Genomic DNA, 18390 nt, shown 5'->3' with positions numbered 1-18390 from the left:
TATGTGTTAGCCGGAATTGCTTTTGCCTTTATTGGCGGGAAAAATGATAAAAGCTATGAAAAATGGAAGAGCACACTAGAATTATATAATATGTGTAAAAAAGCTCTACATAAAGAAAAAAATAAAAGATATCGCACTGTACAATCGTTGTATGAAGATTGGCTGGCATATATGGGGGGAATTGATGGATCATATTTACAAAGAATTAATAGCATAAACATTAACAAAGGGGAAAATACAAAGTGAACGAATCAGAGTATAAAAACTTTTATGATAAAGTAGGAAGAGTAAATGGTTGGGATTTTAGTAAAATAAAATGTGAAACTGTAGGAGATTCATGGGACTTTTACGCGGAAGTGAAAGAAAGATGTAAACCATCAGACACTCTACTTGATGTTGGTACAGGTGGAGGAGAAAATGTACTTAACATAGCATCCTCAGCTAAATTGTTAATTGGAATTGATAATTCTAATGGCATGATTAAAACGGCACATTCCAACTTAAAATTATCAGGTGTACAAAACGTTGAGTTTTTTCAAATGGATTCTGAAGCGTTAACGTTTCCGCTTGCCCATTTTGATATCGCTTCTAGTTGTCACGCACCGTTTATAGCATCTGAGTTAGCAAAAGTAATGAAACAAGGTGCTTTTTTCTTAACGCAACAAGTAAGTGAGAATGATAAATTAAACCTGAAAGAAGCATTTGGCAGAGGACAATGCTTAGGTGAACGAGATGGCACTTTAAAAGAAAAGTATATGGATGAACTTATTAGTGCAGGATTTGATCTCGTGCAAGTACGTGAATATGATGTTACTGATTATTACAGTACGCCTGAAGATCTTATTTTCTTATTAAAACATACGCCTATTATTCCTAGATTTGGAGAAGAGGAAGAGGATTTTACTATTTTACAAAAGTTCATTGAAACGAATAGTTCTGAAAAAGGGATTCGTACGAATTCAAAAAGATTTATGATTATCGCTGTTAAATTATAATATATTTTAGTGTAAAAGCTGCTTTTCATTTAAAGAAAAGCAGCTTTTTGTGTGGAAAAGAATACAGGAAATACTTGAAAATAATAGAAATAAATAAAGTGTAAATTAAAAAATCAAAATATGGAGGATAAATGTTTTGAAACGATATTATATTAGCAATGAAAAAATAAATGTACATATTACTGAATGGGGGAATAATGACAAGCCCGTTATCTTTTGTTTACATGGATTAGGTAGTACGAGTTTAAGTTTTATAGAAATTGCTGAGGAATTAAAAGAAGAGTATAGATTTATCTCCGTTGATGCACCTGGACATGGTAAAACACCCCCATTTGAAAGAACAGAAGATTATGAGATGCACAATTTAGCAAATTGGTTAAATGAAATAATAAATGAATTGAGAATCGAATACTTCTATTTTCTATCACATTCATGGGGAAGTTTTGTAGCGTTATTTTATTTGTTAAATCATCCAGAAAAAGTACAAGGAAGTATTCTTATTGATGGTGGATATCAAACAAAAAGGCTTAAAGAAGAAACGTTGGAAGAAGAAATTGCTTATTATGAAAAGGACTTTGATGAATACGTTTTTAATAATTGGGACGAATTTTTCAAAAGTGAAAAAGCAGCTTATACTAGGTGGTCTTCATTGTTAGAAGTTGCTGTAAAGGATCTAGGGATCGAAATGGATAATAAAGTATGGTGGCATGCCAGGGGAAATACAGCTAGTAATATAATAAGAGGTATGCATAAAGATGAAACAATAGATATATATGAGAAGCTACCGGCTAATATTGTATTACTTCGAGCTACAGTCCCACAAGTTTGGGCGGATTATAGAGATAAGACAGCAAATGTTTTTAAAGAGAAAACGGACAGTATAGTAAAAGTAATTCCTGATACTACACACATGTTGCACTGGGATAAACCAGAAATTGTTATAGCGGAAATAAAAAATAATTGGAGCTAACATATTCATACTAAAGTTGTAGTTTCTATATGAAAAATCCATCCTTCCGTTTGATTTTATCTATTTATAAGTGTAATACAATACGAATAGATAATAAGAAATGAGGGGGAATGTAAAGTGATTACACATCTATCAGATATAAAACTACAAACGGTTTCCATAGAAGGGGTAAAACAAGTTTATAAGGACATATTATCTTTTCCAATAAAAAAAGAAACAGCATCCTTCATTCAATTTGAAGTAACACCTTATACAACAATTAGTTTTCAAGAAGTGTATGAACCAATCGCACCTGCACATTTTGCTTTTGAAATCCCATATTCAAAATTCCATGAAACAGCAAAATGGTTAAAGGACTCTGGATTACTCATTGTAAAATGGCAAAATGGAAATGTAATTGGTGAAGAGAATGGTCTATTCAATTTATACTTTAAAGACGGAGATGGAAATCTACTCGAAATTATCGCACATAGTTATGTTAAAGAGGATGTATTAGTACCACACTCACCTTTAAACATTTTATACGTAAGGGAAATTGGTCTTCCTGTTAAAAGTGTACCTGTTTTTACGGAATGGTTAAAATCAAATCTAAATATGAAAACGATGGAAGATGGGGATATTTTTAACTTTGTTATAGGTGGCACTGCATATATCGTCGCGACTTGGTGGCAGCGACCTTGGATTCCAATTGCGATGAAAGCTTTACCACCGAAAGTACACGTTTCTTTTGGAACACCGGATCCAGCATTTTTACGGCGCATCCAAAATAACTTTAAGAAAAATAATATTCCCTTTGAATGTAAACATAATGAAGTATCATTTATTGAGCAGGGATATACATTTTCTATTGTGTATACACCAGAGTTTCATTCCGATATTCCTAGTAAAATAAACTTACCGCTTTCTATATAGTTATAGAAAGCGGTAAGTTTATTTTGTTTTAAGGAAAATTAAAATCTAGTTATTATGTTGATTTAACATTTGAGCTATTCCTTGACCAAATGACCAATTCTCCATAGGTGTCTCGTGTAGTGTAATGAAAACATCAGCAGTAGAGATTTGTAAAAGATTAGCCGTACTAGTGGCTATAGCTTTATATAAATCTTTTTTTTGATTAATTGTTCTTCCAGGTCCACATGTAATAGAAATATAAATCATATTATTGGATCGTTTTAACGAACCTTTTAAAAGATAAGATGAATTATAAAAAAATTGATGAGAAGGATAAGGTAAAAACATTTGAAAATAATCATTTTCAGGAATATTGAAATGTTCAATTAACGAATGGTGAATTTGATTGCTTACATTTTTTAATAACTTATTATCGGATAATTTTTCAGGATGATAAACAGTGACAAATGGCATAGTAGATGACTCCTTTCCTTTTTATTTCATTTTACTTCTAATATTTCCATTTGTATAATTGAAAATATATTAACTGATTATCAATAAAATCGATGAAGTTGGTGTATGAAATGGAAATAAAAGAGTTACCTACATTTAAAAAAATTATTGAAGAAGGTACGTTTTCACAAGCTGCTAAAAAATTAAACTATGCACAATCAACAGTAACAACACATATAAAAAAGCTGGAAAATGAAATTGGTTTTCTGTTATTTGAAAGAGGATGGGATGCAAGATTAACAGAAGAAGGAAAACTTTTTGCAGAGGAAGTAGAAAACTTATTAACACATTGGGAATATTCTATAACTCAAGCACAACGTATTAGTAATGAAGAGAAAGGAAGTTTGAGAATAGGCCTATTAGAATCCGTTGCTAAAAGGTTAATACCGATAATATTAAAGTTTTTAAATGCTGAAAAACCATATATACATTGTGATTTTGTAGTGGGAAATACAGCACTTTTATCAGAAATGATAGAACATAATAAGATTGATTTTGCGGTGTGCGGAAATAATGAAAATAAATCAAAGGTAAAATTTATCCCAATATGTGATGAACAGATTGAATTTGTAGTGAATAATCCCAAGCATCCTTTGTTACAAAAAGAATCCGTTGAAGCATTTGATATTATAGATTATCCAGTTATTGTAGGAGAAAGTAATTGTTATTCCTATCAATCTGTAAGTTCTTTCTTGGCGGAAAACAATTTATCTTTTAAAAGAATTTACAATTGTAGTGCTTTAAACCTCATTCCAGAAATGCTTTTTGAAAATGCGATAGGAATTATCCCGAAAGGTACAATTTTGAATGAAGAAATACTATCTTTTAAGATTAAGGACTTTAATTCTAAAATCCTGATTGGTATATTAATTTCTACTAAAAATAACAATTATTTAAGTCAAACGAAACAAAACATTATAAACATCATTAAAGAAGCGTTATAAACGCAGGGGAAATAATGAAAAAGCTATATTCAAAAATCTCCTTTAATTTAATAAATAATGGAAACTTGTCTATCATCTCTTTTGGTAGTTCATTTTCCTCTTGGTAGCCTTCAAATAATGCTTTTGTAATAGAATACTCATAGTCAACGATATTCCCATTTCCAGCAAATGAATATTCTATCGCACTATAAATAGGAACGGCTAAATCGAATATGTAAAAATGTTTTTGGAATGAATCCAAGAGAATATCAACTTAACAAAATGCCTATTCAATCATTTGTTAAACTAAATTTAAATAAAGAAGGGGCGTTTAATATGAATATTTCTAGAAAAATAGAGGTTGAGCAGTTACGAAATAGGAAATGTGAGCTATTTGATAAAGAGGTACTTAACATATTAAATGGTCAAGTTATGTATGAAGAATTTAAAAACGAAAAGCTAATGGGTGATTCTGATTATGCCCCATTTAATGAGGCAATGTGTGTGAACTCGGCTACTACTCAAGTTTTTAATGAAGAGTTTATTAAAACAAGAGCGAAAGGACATAACAGTTCAGTAGAAAGTTATATAAAAAAGGTTATAGATCCGTTAGAAAACCTTTTTACGAAAAAGTATAAATGTATTGTTTTATGGTTTGGTGAAGATATGTTTTGCCAAATGAACCTACTTACCATACTTTCTCACCTTGAACAGTCTGCTTATGAAGGGAAGGTATACTTAAATAGCTTTAGAGAGGATGAATTTAAAGTAAATCAAATTGAACTTGAATTGGGGAATTATTCTTCTATATACAATGAAGTATTAGTAAACCATAAAAAGACCTCTCATAAGGTATCACCTGTAATGTATCAGGCTATAGGCTTATTTTTAGAAATGTTAACAGAAGATAATGCAGTAATGAAATTCATCTCTAAAAATAAAGATTTATCAACTCGTGAATTATTAATAAAGCTGTTTTATCTTTTTCCTACAATCGGATATGGAGATTCTCAGTACATAGAACTGATTAATAAAATAAAGAAGAAAACTACACCAAAAATATAGGTGCAGCTTTCTTCTTATAATTGCTCAAGTAATTCTAATTCTTTTTCTACAAATAGCATTAATTCTTTAATTGTTTCACCAGAAAAATCAAAACGAATACCGGCTGCATCATACACTTCTTTTATAGATTGCGAGCTTCCTAGTGATAATGCCTTTTTATAATTTTCTAGTGCTTGCTTAGGTTCCTCTTTATATTGTTTATACATTTGTAAAGCGCCAAGTTGGGCGATCGCATATTCAATATAATAAAATGGTACTTCAAAAATATGGAGTACAGGTAACCAACTCGTTGCTATCCAGTTTTCGTAGCCATCAATATGTATGACGCTAGACTGATAATGTTTTTGAAGTTGTAAGTATTTTTCATTTCTTTCTTCAGAAGTATGACTTGGATTTTCATACAGCCAGTGTTGAAATTGATCGACAATAAGCATAACAGGTAAATATGAAATAACATCTTTAAAGAAGTTAATTTTTGCTTGTTTTAAATCTTTTTTGTCTGTATAGAAGGTATCCCAATAATTAAGCGAGAATAATTCCATTGTCATACTGGCTAGTTCAGCTGTTTCAGCTGGAATTTCTATATACTGTCGTAATTTTAATGGTTTTATGAGTTCGTTATGAATGCTATGCCCCATTTCGTGTATAAAAGTTATAATATCATCTTGTGTATAATTTAAGTTCATAAAAATATAAGATAATTGTGAAGCGGGTAAGTACTCACAAAAGCCACCAGCTGCTTTTCCTTTGCGGCTTGTTAAATCAAGACAATTGTGTTTATACATTCGGTTTAAAATTGCTGAAAATTCAACATCTAGTTTATTAAAGATATGAGTGCTCTTTTCAATTAAATCATTTTCATTTGCAATTGGTTTAAGTACTTTTTGATCTGGAGTTACAGCTGATACATCCCACGGGCGAAGCGTATCCACTTGCAGTTTCTCTTTTTTCTCTAGTAATATTTTATCTTTAAGAGGCACAACATACTTACGTATGGATTCAGCTAGTTCATAGCAATCTATCGCTGAATAATCAAAACGCTCGTATTTTTTGAACATATAATCGCGATAATTCTCTAGTTGAATATTTTTTGCTTTTTGATGGCGAATTTCAATTAATTGATTTAATATGTTTTGGAGTTCTTTTTCAACAGATAAAAACTGTTCAGAAATAATGGTTTTTGCCTTTTTACGGATGTCACGATTCGAATCTTGTAAATACGATTGTAATTCTGTTATCGTTTTTTCTTCTCCGTCCCAAATAGCACTTAATCCTCCAGTGATTTCAAAGTACTCTGTGACTAATTTGTCTTCCTTTATTTCTAATTCGATATTGTCCTCACAAAATAACTTTTGAGCATTTTTTATTTTTGCATCTAATAAACCATATAGATTAGAATCTAATTCCATTCGAAAAGGTGACTCTAAATATTTATTATCCAATAAATTTTGGTACCGCTTTAAAAGTGGCTTTACAAATTGTTGATCATGTTCAAAAGTATCTTTTATTTCTTCATCATCCGTATTACATTGAAAGGCGATATAATGTGATCTTAATTGTTCTTCGATTTCCCAAATCATTTTTGACTGCTCTTTTAACCAATTTTCAAGGTCTAGTTTTGAAGAAATCATTTTGTTTAATAAAGACGAAAGAGTTTTTTCTAATTGTAGTACATTACTAATATCAATCGTATTTACACGTTGCATTATATATCCCTCACTTTTTATGTATTCATGGAGATATTCTATTTATTAATTGTAATTCCCTTTTTAAGAGGAGAAAATGTGAAATAATGTTAAATTATAGAAGGTATTTATATGTGAAAGTAAAAGTTTATCGTAAATGAAAATTTACGGAGGGAAGTGCAATGAAAAGAGGAAAGAAGTTGATTGTATTTTTATTTTCAATTGCTTTATTGTGTGCTTGTGAGCCTGAAATGGAAGAATCTAAAAGTGAAGATTCTATAGTTATGGGTATTGCTACAGCGACAGTCAAGCAGGAATCTTTTTTTAGTGCTGCTATATGGGATGAAAAAGCAAGAATAGTAGATTTAGAGATTGCTGATAGCGAAAATGCTAACGAAATAAAAAAAGAAATTAATAAAAGATTGCAAATTCAAGGAATTATGTCCTATAAAGTAAATATATCTCAAAGAAACAAGGAGATTGTAAATGCAGAACAAAGATGGCAGTTAGTTTTTGGACAGATATTTGATGACGTATTGAGAAAGAATGGATATGAAGGATTTGGTATTCAGCAAATAAATTATAAAAAGAATCAACCTGTTACCATTGATATAAAAACTAAGATTAGCGATGATGAAGTAGGGGCGAGAGAACTTGGACAGAAAATAGAAAAAGAAGTTGAAGGGGTACTTAAAACAGAAGAAGTAAAGAAATGGATTGAAAATGATTCATATGCTATTGGGATTTACGATATAGATGATTGGAAAATTAACTAATTGAGGAATGAATGCTATATGAATGAAAAATCAATATAATTAAATATATAATTACTGAAGGAGGTGTAAGATGTATAAGTATTTACATATTTTAAACGACATAGAAAATATGATTCAAAATGGAGAAATAAGAGAAGGAAAGAAAATACCGTCTATACGGTCACTCGTTACGCAATATGAATGTAATAAGGCAACAGTTATACGTGCTCTTCATGAATTAGAAAAGCGTCACATTATATATTCTGTCCCTCAAAGTGGATACTACGTTGTTAAAAAATCAGAGAGTACTATAGAAAATAACGAGATAATTGATTTTGCCTCCTCAGCACCAGATCCAGATGTTTTTCCGTATTTAGACTTTCAACATTGTATTAATAAGGCTATTGATACGTATAAAAATGATTTGTTTGTATATGGAACACCGAAAGGCTTACCATCTTTAATACCAGTTATTCAAAAACAACTAGCAAATTATCAAGTCTTTACAAAAGAAGAAAATATTTTCATAACATCAGGTGTTCAGCAGGCACTTGCTATATTAACTTCTATACCATTTCCGAATGGAAATGAAACGGTATTAATTGAACAACCAACATATCATCTATATATTGATTATCTAGAAATAAATAAAGTTCCTGTAATCGGTATTAAACGTACGAATGAAGGTATCGATTTGAATGAATTGGAGCAAATATTTCAAACCGGAAAAATAAAATTCTTCTATACGATACCGAGATATCATCATCCGCTTGGAACGTCTTATTCTAAAGATGAGAAAGAAAAAATCACACTATTGGCTAAGAAATACAATGTATTTATAGTGGAAGATGATTATTTAGCAGATTTAGAAACTGATTCAAAAGCAGATCCGTTATATAGCTTGGATAATTGTAGTCATGTCATATATTTGAAAAGTTATTCGAAGATTATTTTTCCAGGTTTACGGGTTGGAGTTGCGGTCATCCCACCATCCATTGCAAATGCTTTCTATACATACAAAAAAATACTAGATATTGATAGTCCGATGATTTCTCAAGCGGCTTTAGAAATTTATATAAAGAGTGGTATGTTTGAACGTCATAAAAACAAAATTAAATCTTCCTATAATGATAGATCTAAAAAACTAGCAGAAGTATTAGAAAGAATGTATAGTGAAAACCCGCATTTATTCACACATAAAAAGCAAAATACAATTGGAATCCATACTTGTTTAGAAGTACATAAAACAAGTATTTCGGACATGTTGATACAAAGACTAAGTGAAATGCAAATCAGTATTGATACGATTGATAAGAATTATGTGAGAGGTTTTCCGAAACAAAGACTATTAAAGTTGAACGTATCGAATGTAAAGGAAGATAGGATTGAAGAAGGAATTCGTAAAGTAATGGAGGAAATCAAACAAGCTGAACGTCTAAATTTTCAATTTAAAAAAGAATAATGCAAATAAGGAGGGTTGTTGTGAGTCGAAAAATAGTAGCTTTTTTTGTAGTGCAATAATAATTGGAGAATGGTAGTTGTTAAATATTATATGGAAGACTTACCTTGGGTTTTAAGTATCTATTCATTAGATTTAAAAAGTGATTCATTAAAATTTGTAAGTAAAGAGTCTATTTCCTTTGAAGAAGGTAAAAAAACAGATAATGATTGGTAATTTTATGATGTATTTAATAGTAATTTATTGAACTTTTGATTAATTAAATGACTTCATGGTTAGTAATCATATTAGAGCTTTGAGATGTATTTCTTATCTAGATTAAGATTTAATTTTGTTTCCTATAAACAAAATTAAATCTTTTTTATGACAAATTTTTAATAGGAGTTTCAAAAGATATTTATAGACTCTTCTTGAAAATTGTAAAATATTTTACTTTTTTCGGAAGGGGTAAACTATATAATAACTGAAGAACAGCTTACAATAGGACGAGGACAAAATTTGCTGAGGTGGCTAAAAACTTAGGGATTGCTACAAGTACTGAGCGTAAATATTGCAATACCTTGAAGAAAGGTGAGTATCCTTTTGAATCCGATAGCAATAACTTTTGAATTTTTTTATAACAACTATACAATGAGGACAATATAATTTAGAGTTAATACAAAGGAAAGGTTGGAGTAACATAGAAAGCTTTTATGAAAGAACTTCAAGGGATAAACAAATGATTACGGTGAATAAGAAAAAGAAAGGGATCGATTGTGAAAATGAAAATTTAGAGGTTATTGGTCGATTGAATGTTAGGTTAAATAGGATATATATGTGTTAGAAATTAATAATTTCAATTAGTTAATAATATTAATAACTTCTTATAAAAATACTTATTTTTGAAGTGTATCAAAAATTTTTTATATTAAATTTAGGTGATTTGTCTAGACATAGAAAAAGCCTACCGAATATATAGGTAAATATAACGTGTAAATTTAAATAAAGAGAGGTTGGGTGGCTATGTATTATCAAAATACTTCTGAATATGGTTATGTAGAGGATTTTCGTCAACAACAATTTCAAAATTTAGTGGGTCAATTATTTACTATTCCACAACCTGTTACATTACCTAATGGGCAAACTCTTCAGGCTGGTACACGTGTTTTTATTCATAGAGTTACTTTTACTCAAACCGGTCAAGAAATGGTTACAATAGTGTTTCCTTCTGGAATTGGTGGTAATGCAGTAGTTGGGGTTACGCAAGTTTCAGGTTCTCAACTTTCAGGTGCACCTGTTCAGTTTTTGCTCCCACAAGGCCAAGGCCAAGGTTTTCAAGGACAGTGGCAAAGAGGATATAGTTATTAAAAAAGTTAAAAAGTGTTTAAGGGTAGTTGGGAATGTGGTGAGTAGTTCAATTTCATACAAAATAGTAAAAACCAAACTAATATTGTAGTTAAATATTGGTTTGGTTTTTTATAAATTTATATCGAGAGATGTAATATAATGTACTTATCTATATTGCTTTATATAAATAAATTTTCCAAGCGGATGTCTTTGATATAAATATTTTCTCGATGGATAAATTGTTTTTCACTGCATTTTCAATAGGGACAGCAGAAAATATGTAACGACCACCCATTTTTTTGAAATGATCTATATTTAGCTCTACATTTTTTAAATGTTTTTTCGAATTTTTCTTAAACATATAGTGTTTTCCAAGTTCATCGGTGAAAATATAACAACGGCCACCCCATTCGTCAAAATACGTACGAATCGTTTTATTTTTCGCTAGTTCCTTCTCAATTATTTTTCGGAATTCATATTTGTAAGATAGAGGATAAAAATTGTTGTATGTGTCAAGTGTATAGAACCCATTGTACTGAGCGATAGCTGGATGTAAACCAATATTAGCGATACGGTACTGTTCCACAGATAAACCTATATACTCTTTTATCTCCTTAAATTGTTTTTCTGCAAAAAATTCCTTTACTGAAGGTTTATTTTGATAAACAATTTCTTCATTTGAATAATAAACAAATGACCAGATACTTATCGCATAGGCCACGTATGTTTCGACACTAATATGATAACAGAGCGCGGAGTAACATGTACGGGGATTTTTTTAATAGGTACAATGGCTTGTGTAAACAGAGAATGGTTTTTGCTCTTTCATTATGTACAAATAGTATATTATCTTTCTCAATGTACATATTAAGTAAAGTGTTTAATATCATACATAAAAGGGGGGATAACATGGGTGAAAATAAGAAAAATGAAGAATTGATTAAATTTAAGAAACAATGGTTTAATGAAGATAATCAACCAGTAGCTGGTATAGAGTTAACTTTACCGCCGGATATAGGCAGCATGTTAGACTCCAAATCAGTTGATGATGAAAGTGGAAAAAGTAATAATGAATAAGTTTAATCTATACGCATCCATTCGGGTGCTTTTTATTTTTTTGAAAATAGAAGATAGATCATCAAATCCTTATTGAAAAAAGATTGAGCTAAATAGATCTATTTTTAGTATATGTAAGTTTGATTTTCATAAAAAAGTTTAATTAAAATTCATTTAGAATGATAAAGGGTTAATAAAAAGAGCGGCTTTTACACCAATCTTTATATTAGATATATGCTTATTATTATGCTATATTCAATGGAGCCAAGATGAATAAGGTAAGTGGTATGAATAGAAGAAAAAACTATATAGCAACAACACCATATAACAACACAAAAAACTTGCCTTTAATTTAATACTAAAATGGATTGAAAATAAGGAGATAGAAACATAATGGAATTTTGGGAATCAAGCTTTGCTGAGAAAAAAACGATGTGGGGATTTGAACCTACAGAATCTGCAATTTTGACAAAAGATTTTTTTCTTGAAAAGAACGTTAAAGACATATTAATTCCGGGTATTGGATATGGAAGAAATGCAAAGGTTTTTATCAATAATGGTATAAATGTAACAGGTATTGAAATTTCGAAAACAGCGATTGATTTAGCAAGAGAAAACGGACTAGAAGATGTTAGTATGTATCACGGTTCAGTAAACGAAATGCCTTTTGATAATAAACTGTATGATGGGATATTTAGTCATGCACTTCTTCATTTGTTGAATGAACAGGAAAGAGAGAAATTTATTGAAGATTGTTATAATCAGTTAAAACCAGGCGGATATATGGTTTTTACAACTGTTTCTCAAAAAGCCCCAATGTACGGAAAAGGAAAACAGCTGGAGCAAGACTATTATGAAATAATGGAAGGCGTAAAAATGTTCTTCTATGATTCTGAATCTATAAAACGAGATTTTAATCAATATGGATTAGTACAAGTTTCGGAAATTGATGAACCAAATAAGAACGTGGTAAATAAACCTTCAATCAATTTTTTTACGATAAAATGTAAGAGAGAACTATAATTAAAAGTTATTAAGAATGATTAAAGATGTTTATATATTGATTATGCACAAATAAAAAGGACAAGCATATAATAGAAGTACCTATTAACTTTAAGTAACCTTAACTTTCTTTAATAGGGTATCTCAAAATCCCCAAAAGAGCACTTGCGGAAACAAGTGCTCTTTTATTTTTTGTTTCATAAATATTTATAGTTGCAAATTTCGTGCAATAAAAATAAATCTGAGAGAAATAATTATATCTTTATTATACGATTATTTCTGAACTACAAACGATATAGCATTTGTTTTTAATTGAATGTGTCTTTCATCACGAACTATATTATAAGCTAATTCTTTTATTTCAACTTTTACTTCTTTCCATCCTTTATAAATGCTTTTTAATAGACGTATTATTTCTTCGGTTGGGAGATTAATTTCAATTAAAGCTTCTAATTCTTCATTCGTTTTTAAATCAATTTCTTGTATGTTAGAGTTAATAATCAAACAATTAATACCGCCGTTTTTTGTCCCTTTTTTCATAGAATGAAGCACGTTTTTAAAATCTTCTTCTGATTTGACATGTTCTAAACTTGATACTGCAACGATATAATCATAAGCGTTAGAGTCAATATGATAGTTTTCAATTGCTGCTTGTTCTGTTTTTATAACCTCGAATACATCATGTTCTTTGCTATAAGTTTGTAGCTTTGTTAAAGCGGAATTAAGTAAATCAACACATGTAACAGTGCCGCTAGTATTTCTTAACTTTTGTGCAATTGGAATGCTATTTCTACCGACGCCAGAGCCAAGATCAAGTACTTGCAAGTTGTTTTGTCCTTCAAAGTGATCCATCAAGTCCATAACTGTTTTAACCGGTTTGTACAGCCAAGAGCCAATTTCAAATAGTTTATATTGTTCATAGCAAAGGTCGTGATATTTCTTTTCTTCTTGTCTTATGTAATCGATACGGTTCACATTGTTTCAACTCCAATATTTTTATTGCAAAATTCATATGTAGGACAACCTTTTATATTTGTTTGAATTCGAAAAATACCACCAGCATGTGGATACTCTTTTAATTCGTCATCCGTCATTCTTGTTCTGGCTGTTGTAACATATAAATCTGTTAAATTAGGTCCTCCAAATGTACATGATGTTACATATAAAGCTGGAATTGGAATATTTAATATTTGTTCTCCAGCAGATGGATTCCATCTAGTTATTTTTGAACCTCCCCAATGTGCAATCCATAAACAACCTTCTTCGTCAATTGTCATACCATCAGGTAGACCATCATTTTCAGAGAAAATGATTACATCACTTGGATTATGAATTTCTCCAGTACGTATATTATATTGATAGCGAACCACTTTTTTAGTAGGTGTATCTATAAAGTAAAAGTATGTATGATCAGGTGACCAAGCAATTCCATTTGATGTATTTACATGTGAAACTTTTTTCTCTACACTTAAATTATGATGTAAACAATACAAGGAACCTGCAGCATTCATACCGTATGTATCTGTAGAACCTGCCCAGAAACGACCAGCTGGATCACATTTTCCATCATTGAAACGATTTTCTATTAAATGTGGTTCAGGGTCAAAAATATGTGTCAGTTTTTCTGTATTTACATTAATAGAATAAAAGCCGTTTTCCATAGCTAAGAGTAGTACATCCTCTAAATATGGAACAACACAGCCAATTTGTTGATTGAGAACAATTACTCGGTTCGTATTAGCGGTAGGATTATATATGCATAATTTTCTCTCTATAATATCAACCCAATATAAAAGTTGCTTTTTTCCATTCCAACATGGTCCTTCAGCTAAACTTGCTTTAGCATCTAAAACTAATTCTATATTACTGAACAAGATGTTCACCTCGCGTTATAAGATATTAATATAATTCGATAAGAATAGAGGTAAACCTTTTAGTCAAAGGATATTAAAATTTATACTGTAGAAAAATGACCTTCTCAAGTGATTAAAAAAGTGTATAAACAAGGAGAGGAAAATGCATATGATGTTTTATGAGATTGTTTGCTTTTCTTGTAAGAATATATTTCGTGTTTACGAAGGCAGTGAAAAATATAAGCGCTTTAAAGAGAAACCAAACGGGGCATATTGTTGTGATGAGTGTAGTCATAAAATTCAATTAGAAGCGATAAAGAATTTTTTTAGGTAATTATATGTTTTAAATTCGGAAAAGTTTGATAATAAAAGTGTTATAAATTATCATATTAAAAAACTAATATTTAAAATGGCATGGAAGAGAAGAGTAGTTAAGAAAGAATATGTACAGAGAGCTCTGGTAGCTGAGAAAGAGCGGTATACATCTTAACGAAAAAAGACTTGGAGCTGCGCAAGGAACTAATTTATTTAGGGATGGTGCGACGGATTCTCCCGTTATAGAGATAGGGTATAAGCATATTTTGCCGTACCTGAAGAGGTTAATATGGTGACATATTAACAAACTGAGGTGGTACCGCGAAGCTAAAAACTCTCGTCCTCAAGATGAATAATCTTGGGGGTGGGAGTTTTTTTATTGCATAAAACTGAAAATACGAAAACAAAAAATAATCGAGGTGAGTAATATATGCATTGGGCGTATGAAGTAGCACATGAATTAATTAGGAAACATCCAAATAAAGAAATGTTTGTTTGTGCATCTGGAATTAGTCCGTCAGGTTCTGTTCATATTGGGAACTTTCGTGAAATCGTAACGACTTATTTCGTAGTAAGAGCACTTCAAGATTTAGGGAAAAAGACTCGTTTTATATTTTCGTGGGATGATTATGATAGGTTTAGAAAAGTTCCAAAAAATATTGATCCATCTTTTGCAAAGTATATTGGTATGCCATACTGTGATATTCCAGATCCGTATGGATGTCATAACTCGTATGCGGAGCATTTTGAAAAAGAGTTTGAAAAATCGCTTCAAGCATTTGGAATTGAAGTAGAATTTATTTATCAACATGATGAATATAGAAGCGGAAGGTATAACGAAAATATATTAGAGGCCTTGTATAAACGAAAAGAAATATATGATATTTTAATGGGTTTTAAAACTAGAGAGTGTAGTGAAGAAGAGCGAGAGAGCTTTTATCCAGCTACATTATATTGTGAGAGATGCGGAAAAGATACAACAACTATTACACATTTTGATGAAGTATTAAAAACAGTCCGGTATGAATGTGAATGCGGAAATGAAAAAGAGTTATCCGTATTAAATACAAATAAAATGAAACTAAACTGGAAAATCGATTGGCCGATGAGATGGATGATAGAGGATGTTATTTTTGAACCGGGCGGTAGAGATCATTCATCAGAAACGGGTAGTTATAATGTATCAAAAGAAATTGCAAGGAAAATATTCAATCGAGAAGCGCCTCATTACGTTGCTTACGATTTTATTGGTATTAAAGGGAATCATGAAAAAATGTCTAGTTCTTCAGGGAATAGTATTACACCAAGCAATTTATTGAAAGTGTATATACCAGAAGTAATTCTCTTTATGTTTGCAAAATACAAACCAGGCGCTGCTTTTCATATTGGGTTGGATGAAGATGTGATTCGTAATTATACAGAGTATGAGCGATTGAAAGATAGTTATGAAAATAAAACGCTCAAAAATGAAGATTTATTTGATGCAATTAAAATCTCTAGAGTTGATAGTGAGATTAAAGAATATCCGAAATTTAATCAAGTAGCAGGAACGTTACCATTATTAAATTTTGATTCAACTATTTTACAGGAGATATTAAAGAAAATAGATAGGAGCTATGCATTAGATGAAATGAGAGCGATAAGTAATCGCGGTAAATGAGGAGAAAAATGCAGAGTTTTACTACACATTAGATGAAAGGCAGAAAGAATGGCTAGTAGAAGTTTGTAAAATACTTCGTTCTAATAAAGATTACTCTAACTTAATGGAGCAATTATATGCAATTTGTCATCATGAAAATAAAAAAATAATGAAAGAAAATCAAAAACAATTATTCACTATTATATATAAGCTCATTATGAATCAATCAAATGGTCCTCGTATACCATTATTAATACATGTAGTAGGTATAGAAAAATTCATCACACTATTAGATTTCTAAAACACAGTTAAAAGCAACGCAAGTACCAAAATTTCTAAGTACTTGCGTTGCAAATTTTACTATCGTGAATACATTTTCGGACATTCATCACCACTTGGTTCATAAAAACAATGGCTTTTAAACTGTCCTACAAATGGCTGATTATACCATTCAGGCGGACAAGCTCCAACTGGACGGAAATACCAAAGAGCCCATCGTGCAGGCCAGCGCCATTGACCTTGTAAAACTTTTCGTGCGATTTCTTTTTCTGATTCACGAGCGCGTTGATAAAAATATCCATATTGTACTGCTTCAAATCCGCCGGGGCTTTGATATACAGCGTCTCGTACGGTACGGAGTTGTTTAAAATCTAAGCAATCACAAAATACACGGTTTACTACAACGCATCCAACTAACTCCTCACCTTGGCGACCTTCGCCTTCAGCTTCAGCACGAATTAATCGAGCTAGTAAATCAACATCACTTTCGTTGTATGGAATAAGGGGCATAGTGATACCACCTTTCTGTTATAGTAAAGAGTGTATGTTATAAAACAATCTGCGTGCTTTTTTACATAAAAATAACATTTAATTTTAAGAGGAGCTTGTATAAAAAAAGCTAATTAGTAATAGTAGATAAATATAAAAGGGAGAGGTATTATGTATCGAATTCATAAAGACCATATCATTTACTCAATGTCACCAGAAAATAAGCCGTGTATGGAAGTAGAAATTGGGAGCAGTCTTGTATTTGAAACATATGATTGCTTTGAAAATCAAATCGATTCTGAAGATGTTGTGTTACAAGAATTAGATTGGAACCGAATTAATCCAGCGACTGGACCTGTATATGTTAAAGGAGCAGAACCTGGCGATATATTAGTCGTAACGATTGAAAAAATTGAAATTGCAGAGCAGGGCGTTTTAACTACAGGTGCAAACCTTGGTGTAATGGGTGATGAGTTAAATGAAAATACAGTGAAAATTGTCCCAATACATAATGAATACGTTTTGTTTTCAAGTGAACTACAAATCCCGATTAATCCAATGATTGGGGTAATTGGTACTGCACCGAAAGAAGAGAGCATTTCATGTGGCACACCGCATGATCACGGCGGGAATATGGACTGTAAAGAAATTAAAGAAGGAACAACATTACTACTACCAGTTAATGTCCCAGGAGCACTATTAGCATTAGGTGATTTACACGCAGCAATGGGTGATGGTGAAATTGGTGTTAGTGGTGTAGAGGTTGCTGGTGAGGTAACGGTAACAGTTCAAATTATAAAAGGAAAACAATGGCCATTACCAATGGCTATTCAAAAAGAAAAAATGATGACGATTGCTTCAGAGAAATTGTTAGATGATGCAGCAAATCGTGCTGTACGTAATATGGTGACATTTTTACATGAAGAATTAGCAATGTCTAAAGCTGATGCAACGCTTTTATTATCGGCAGCAGGTAATTTAAAAGTTTGCCAAGTTGTGGATCCGCTGAAAACAGCGCGTATGGAACTAGGAATGGATTATGTGGAGAAACTAGGATTTACTTTTAGTAAATTTCATATTAAATAGATAAGGGACGAAAAAGGATACTTTTGTATAAAAGCATCCTTTTTTTAATTTACTGATTTTGTGAAAAGAGGTAGTATTTATTTTATATA

At 31.0% G+C, this 18390-nt stretch carries 18 protein-coding genes, 3 pseudogenes and 1 other annotated feature; of the genes and pseudogenes, 14 read left to right on the top strand and 7 right to left on the bottom strand.

Going from position 1 to position 18390, the window contains the following annotated elements; all coding sequences use genetic code 11:
- The first annotated feature begins 242 nt into the window (after positions 1-242).
- The 3 genes from ACTFSL_RS06220 (at position 243) to ACTFSL_RS06210 (ending at position 2877) form a co-directional block, all read left to right on the top strand.
- Positions 243-995, top strand: coding sequence for a class I SAM-dependent methyltransferase (locus ACTFSL_RS06220; protein WP_431140464.1), 753 nt, complete (start codon positions 243-245; stop codon positions 993-995).
- Positions 996-1131: 136 nt separating this feature from the next.
- Positions 1132-1965 carry an alpha/beta fold hydrolase gene (locus ACTFSL_RS06215; RefSeq protein WP_440041368.1) on the top strand — a complete coding sequence of 278 codons (834 nt, stop codon included), beginning with the start codon at positions 1132-1134 and terminating at the stop codon, positions 1963-1965.
- A 117-nt stretch (positions 1966-2082) separates the two neighbouring features.
- Positions 2083-2877: a VOC family protein gene (locus ACTFSL_RS06210; protein WP_135277879.1), complete on the top strand. Its 795-nt coding sequence runs from the start codon at positions 2083-2085 to the stop codon at positions 2875-2877.
- A gap of 45 nt (positions 2878-2922) precedes the next feature.
- Here ACTFSL_RS06210 and ACTFSL_RS06205 read toward each other — a convergent pair whose 3' ends face one another.
- Positions 2923-3330 (bottom strand): tautomerase family protein, encoded by a 408-nt coding sequence (locus ACTFSL_RS06205; protein ID WP_088339092.1) that lies wholly within the window; start codon positions 3328-3330, stop codon positions 2923-2925.
- Between the two features lie 110 nt (positions 3331-3440).
- Between ACTFSL_RS06205 and ACTFSL_RS06200 the strand changes: the two genes are divergently transcribed.
- Positions 3441-4313, top strand: a complete 873-nt coding sequence (locus ACTFSL_RS06200) for a LysR family transcriptional regulator (RefSeq protein WP_440041367.1) — start codon at positions 3441-3443, stop codon at positions 4311-4313.
- Between the two features lie 22 nt (positions 4314-4335).
- On the opposite strand, the pseudogene ACTFSL_RS06195 reads toward ACTFSL_RS06200, so the two are convergent.
- Positions 4336-4545: pseudogene (locus ACTFSL_RS06195) on the bottom strand (aminoglycoside phosphotransferase); the annotation flags it as partial.
- On the opposite strand from ACTFSL_RS06195, the gene ACTFSL_RS06190 reads away from it, so the two are divergent.
- Positions 4545-5357: an AraC family transcriptional regulator gene (locus ACTFSL_RS06190; protein ID WP_240690445.1), complete on the top strand. Its 813-nt coding sequence runs from the start codon at positions 4545-4547 to the stop codon at positions 5355-5357. The pseudogene ACTFSL_RS06195 and the gene ACTFSL_RS06190 sit on opposite strands and share 1 nt — an antisense overlap.
- A 14-nt stretch (positions 5358-5371) precedes the next feature.
- On the opposite strand, the gene ACTFSL_RS06185 is transcribed toward ACTFSL_RS06190, so the two are convergent.
- The gene (locus ACTFSL_RS06185; protein ID WP_440041365.1) at positions 5372-7063 is read right to left on the bottom strand and encodes a M3 family oligoendopeptidase; all 1692 of its coding nucleotides are present in this window, start codon (positions 7061-7063) and stop codon (positions 5372-5374) included.
- Positions 7064-7224: 161 nt separating this feature from the next.
- Here ACTFSL_RS06185 and ACTFSL_RS06180 point away from each other — a divergent pair, with 161 nt between their 5' ends.
- From ACTFSL_RS06180 to ACTFSL_RS06165, 4 genes are all read left to right on the top strand, one after another.
- Complete coding sequence (locus ACTFSL_RS06180) at positions 7225-7818, top strand: DUF4030 domain-containing protein (protein ID WP_088339094.1); 594 nt, start codon at positions 7225-7227, stop codon at positions 7816-7818.
- Between the two features lie 70 nt (positions 7819-7888).
- Complete coding sequence (locus ACTFSL_RS06175; RefSeq protein ID WP_088339095.1) at positions 7889-9259, top strand: aminotransferase-like domain-containing protein; 1371 nt, start codon at positions 7889-7891, stop codon at positions 9257-9259.
- A 69-nt stretch (positions 9260-9328) separates the two neighbouring features.
- Positions 9329-9472 carry a hypothetical protein gene (locus tag ACTFSL_RS06170; RefSeq protein WP_017673464.1) on the top strand — a complete coding sequence of 48 codons (144 nt, stop codon included), beginning with the start codon at positions 9329-9331 and terminating at the stop codon, positions 9470-9472.
- Between the two features lie 786 nt (positions 9473-10258).
- Positions 10259-10603, top strand: a complete 345-nt coding sequence (locus ACTFSL_RS06165; protein ID WP_002183603.1) for a hypothetical protein — start codon at positions 10259-10261, stop codon at positions 10601-10603.
- 148 nt (positions 10604-10751) lie between these two features.
- Here ACTFSL_RS06165 and ACTFSL_RS06160 read toward each other — a convergent pair.
- Positions 10752-11306: pseudogene (locus ACTFSL_RS06160) on the bottom strand (DUF6044 family protein); the annotation flags it as partial.
- Positions 11307-11491: 185 nt separating this feature from the next.
- On the opposite strand from ACTFSL_RS06160, the gene ACTFSL_RS06155 reads away from it, so the two are divergent.
- Both ACTFSL_RS06155 and ACTFSL_RS06150 read left to right on the top strand, forming a co-directional pair.
- The gene (locus ACTFSL_RS06155) at positions 11492-11659 is read left to right on the top strand and encodes a hypothetical protein (RefSeq protein ID WP_440041363.1); all 168 of its coding nucleotides are present in this window, start codon (positions 11492-11494) and stop codon (positions 11657-11659) included.
- A gap of 372 nt (positions 11660-12031) precedes the next feature.
- Positions 12032-12661 (top strand): class I SAM-dependent methyltransferase, encoded by a 630-nt coding sequence (locus ACTFSL_RS06150; protein WP_088339021.1) that lies wholly within the window; start codon positions 12032-12034, stop codon positions 12659-12661.
- A 252-nt stretch (positions 12662-12913) separates the two neighbouring features.
- On the opposite strand, the gene ACTFSL_RS06145 is transcribed toward ACTFSL_RS06150, so the two are convergent.
- Positions 12914-13615: a class I SAM-dependent methyltransferase gene (locus ACTFSL_RS06145; RefSeq protein ID WP_440041362.1), complete on the bottom strand. Its 702-nt coding sequence runs from the start codon at positions 13613-13615 to the stop codon at positions 12914-12916.
- Positions 13612-14514 (bottom strand): SMP-30/gluconolactonase/LRE family protein, encoded by a 903-nt coding sequence (locus tag ACTFSL_RS06140; RefSeq protein WP_440041361.1) that lies wholly within the window; start codon positions 14512-14514, stop codon positions 13612-13614. The genes ACTFSL_RS06145 and ACTFSL_RS06140 overlap by 4 nt, the downstream gene beginning before the upstream one ends.
- A 142-nt stretch (positions 14515-14656) precedes the next feature.
- On the opposite strand from ACTFSL_RS06140, the gene ACTFSL_RS06135 reads away from it, so the two are divergent.
- Positions 14657-14827: a DUF2197 domain-containing protein gene (locus tag ACTFSL_RS06135; protein WP_000551047.1), complete on the top strand. Its 171-nt coding sequence runs from the start codon at positions 14657-14659 to the stop codon at positions 14825-14827.
- A 72-nt stretch (positions 14828-14899) separates the two neighbouring features.
- Positions 14900-15156 (top strand) — a binding site (T-box leader).
- Between the two features lie 82 nt (positions 15157-15238).
- Positions 15239-16748 (top strand): annotated as a pseudogene (gene lysS, locus ACTFSL_RS06130) (lysine--tRNA ligase).
- 59 nt (positions 16749-16807) lie between these two features.
- On the opposite strand, the gene ACTFSL_RS06125 reads toward lysS, so the two are convergent.
- Entirely contained in the window at positions 16808-17236 is a 429-nt protein-coding gene (locus ACTFSL_RS06125) for a cell wall hydrolase (protein ID WP_001128402.1), read from the bottom strand.
- Positions 17237-17386: 150 nt separating this feature from the next.
- Between ACTFSL_RS06125 and ACTFSL_RS06120 the strand changes: the two genes are divergently transcribed.
- Positions 17387-18301, top strand: a complete 915-nt coding sequence (locus ACTFSL_RS06120; protein WP_017656684.1) for an acetamidase/formamidase family protein — start codon at positions 17387-17389, stop codon at positions 18299-18301.
- Positions 18302-18390: the final 89 nt, after the last annotated feature.

The organism is Bacillus cereus group sp. MYBK108-1 (assembly GCF_051917185.1).
GTDB lineage: Bacteria > Bacillota > Bacilli > Bacillales > Bacillaceae_G > Bacillus_A > Bacillus_A cereus.
The sequence above is the reverse complement of the archived record's forward strand: the minus strand, read 5'-3'. Positions and strand labels throughout refer to the sequence as shown.

Excerpts from the sequence above, each read along its gene's own strand:
- ACTFSL_RS06170 (WP_017673464.1), top strand. The coding sequence starts at position 9,329 with ATGGTAGTTGTTAAATATTATATGGAAGACTTACCTTGGGTTTTAAGT.
- ACTFSL_RS06190 (WP_240690445.1), top strand. The coding sequence starts at position 4,545 with ATGAATCCAAGAGAATATCAACTTAACAAAATGCCTATTCAATCATTT.
- ACTFSL_RS06120 (WP_017656684.1), top strand. The coding sequence starts at position 17,387 with ATGTATCGAATTCATAAAGACCATATCATTTACTCAATGTCACCAGAA.
- ACTFSL_RS06175 (WP_088339095.1), top strand. The coding sequence starts at position 7,889 with ATGTATAAGTATTTACATATTTTAAACGACATAGAAAATATGATTCAA.
- ACTFSL_RS06150 (WP_088339021.1), top strand. The coding sequence starts at position 12,032 with ATGGAATTTTGGGAATCAAGCTTTGCTGAGAAAAAAACGATGTGGGGA.
- ACTFSL_RS06180 (WP_088339094.1), top strand. The coding sequence starts at position 7,225 with ATGAAAAGAGGAAAGAAGTTGATTGTATTTTTATTTTCAATTGCTTTA.
- ACTFSL_RS06205 (WP_088339092.1), bottom strand. The coding sequence starts at position 3,330 with ATGCCATTTGTCACTGTTTATCATCCTGAAAAATTATCCGATAATAAG.
- ACTFSL_RS06200 (WP_440041367.1), top strand. The coding sequence starts at position 3,441 with ATGGAAATAAAAGAGTTACCTACATTTAAAAAAATTATTGAAGAAGGT.
- ACTFSL_RS06185 (WP_440041365.1), bottom strand. The coding sequence starts at position 7,063 with ATGCAACGTGTAAATACGATTGATATTAGTAATGTACTACAATTAGAA.
- ACTFSL_RS06165 (WP_002183603.1), top strand. The coding sequence starts at position 10,259 with ATGTATTATCAAAATACTTCTGAATATGGTTATGTAGAGGATTTTCGT.
- ACTFSL_RS06155 (WP_440041363.1), top strand. The coding sequence starts at position 11,492 with ATGGGTGAAAATAAGAAAAATGAAGAATTGATTAAATTTAAGAAACAA.
- ACTFSL_RS06135 (WP_000551047.1), top strand. The coding sequence starts at position 14,657 with ATGCATATGATGTTTTATGAGATTGTTTGCTTTTCTTGTAAGAATATA.
- ACTFSL_RS06125 (WP_001128402.1), bottom strand. The coding sequence starts at position 17,236 with ATGCCCCTTATTCCATACAACGAAAGTGATGTTGATTTACTAGCTCGA.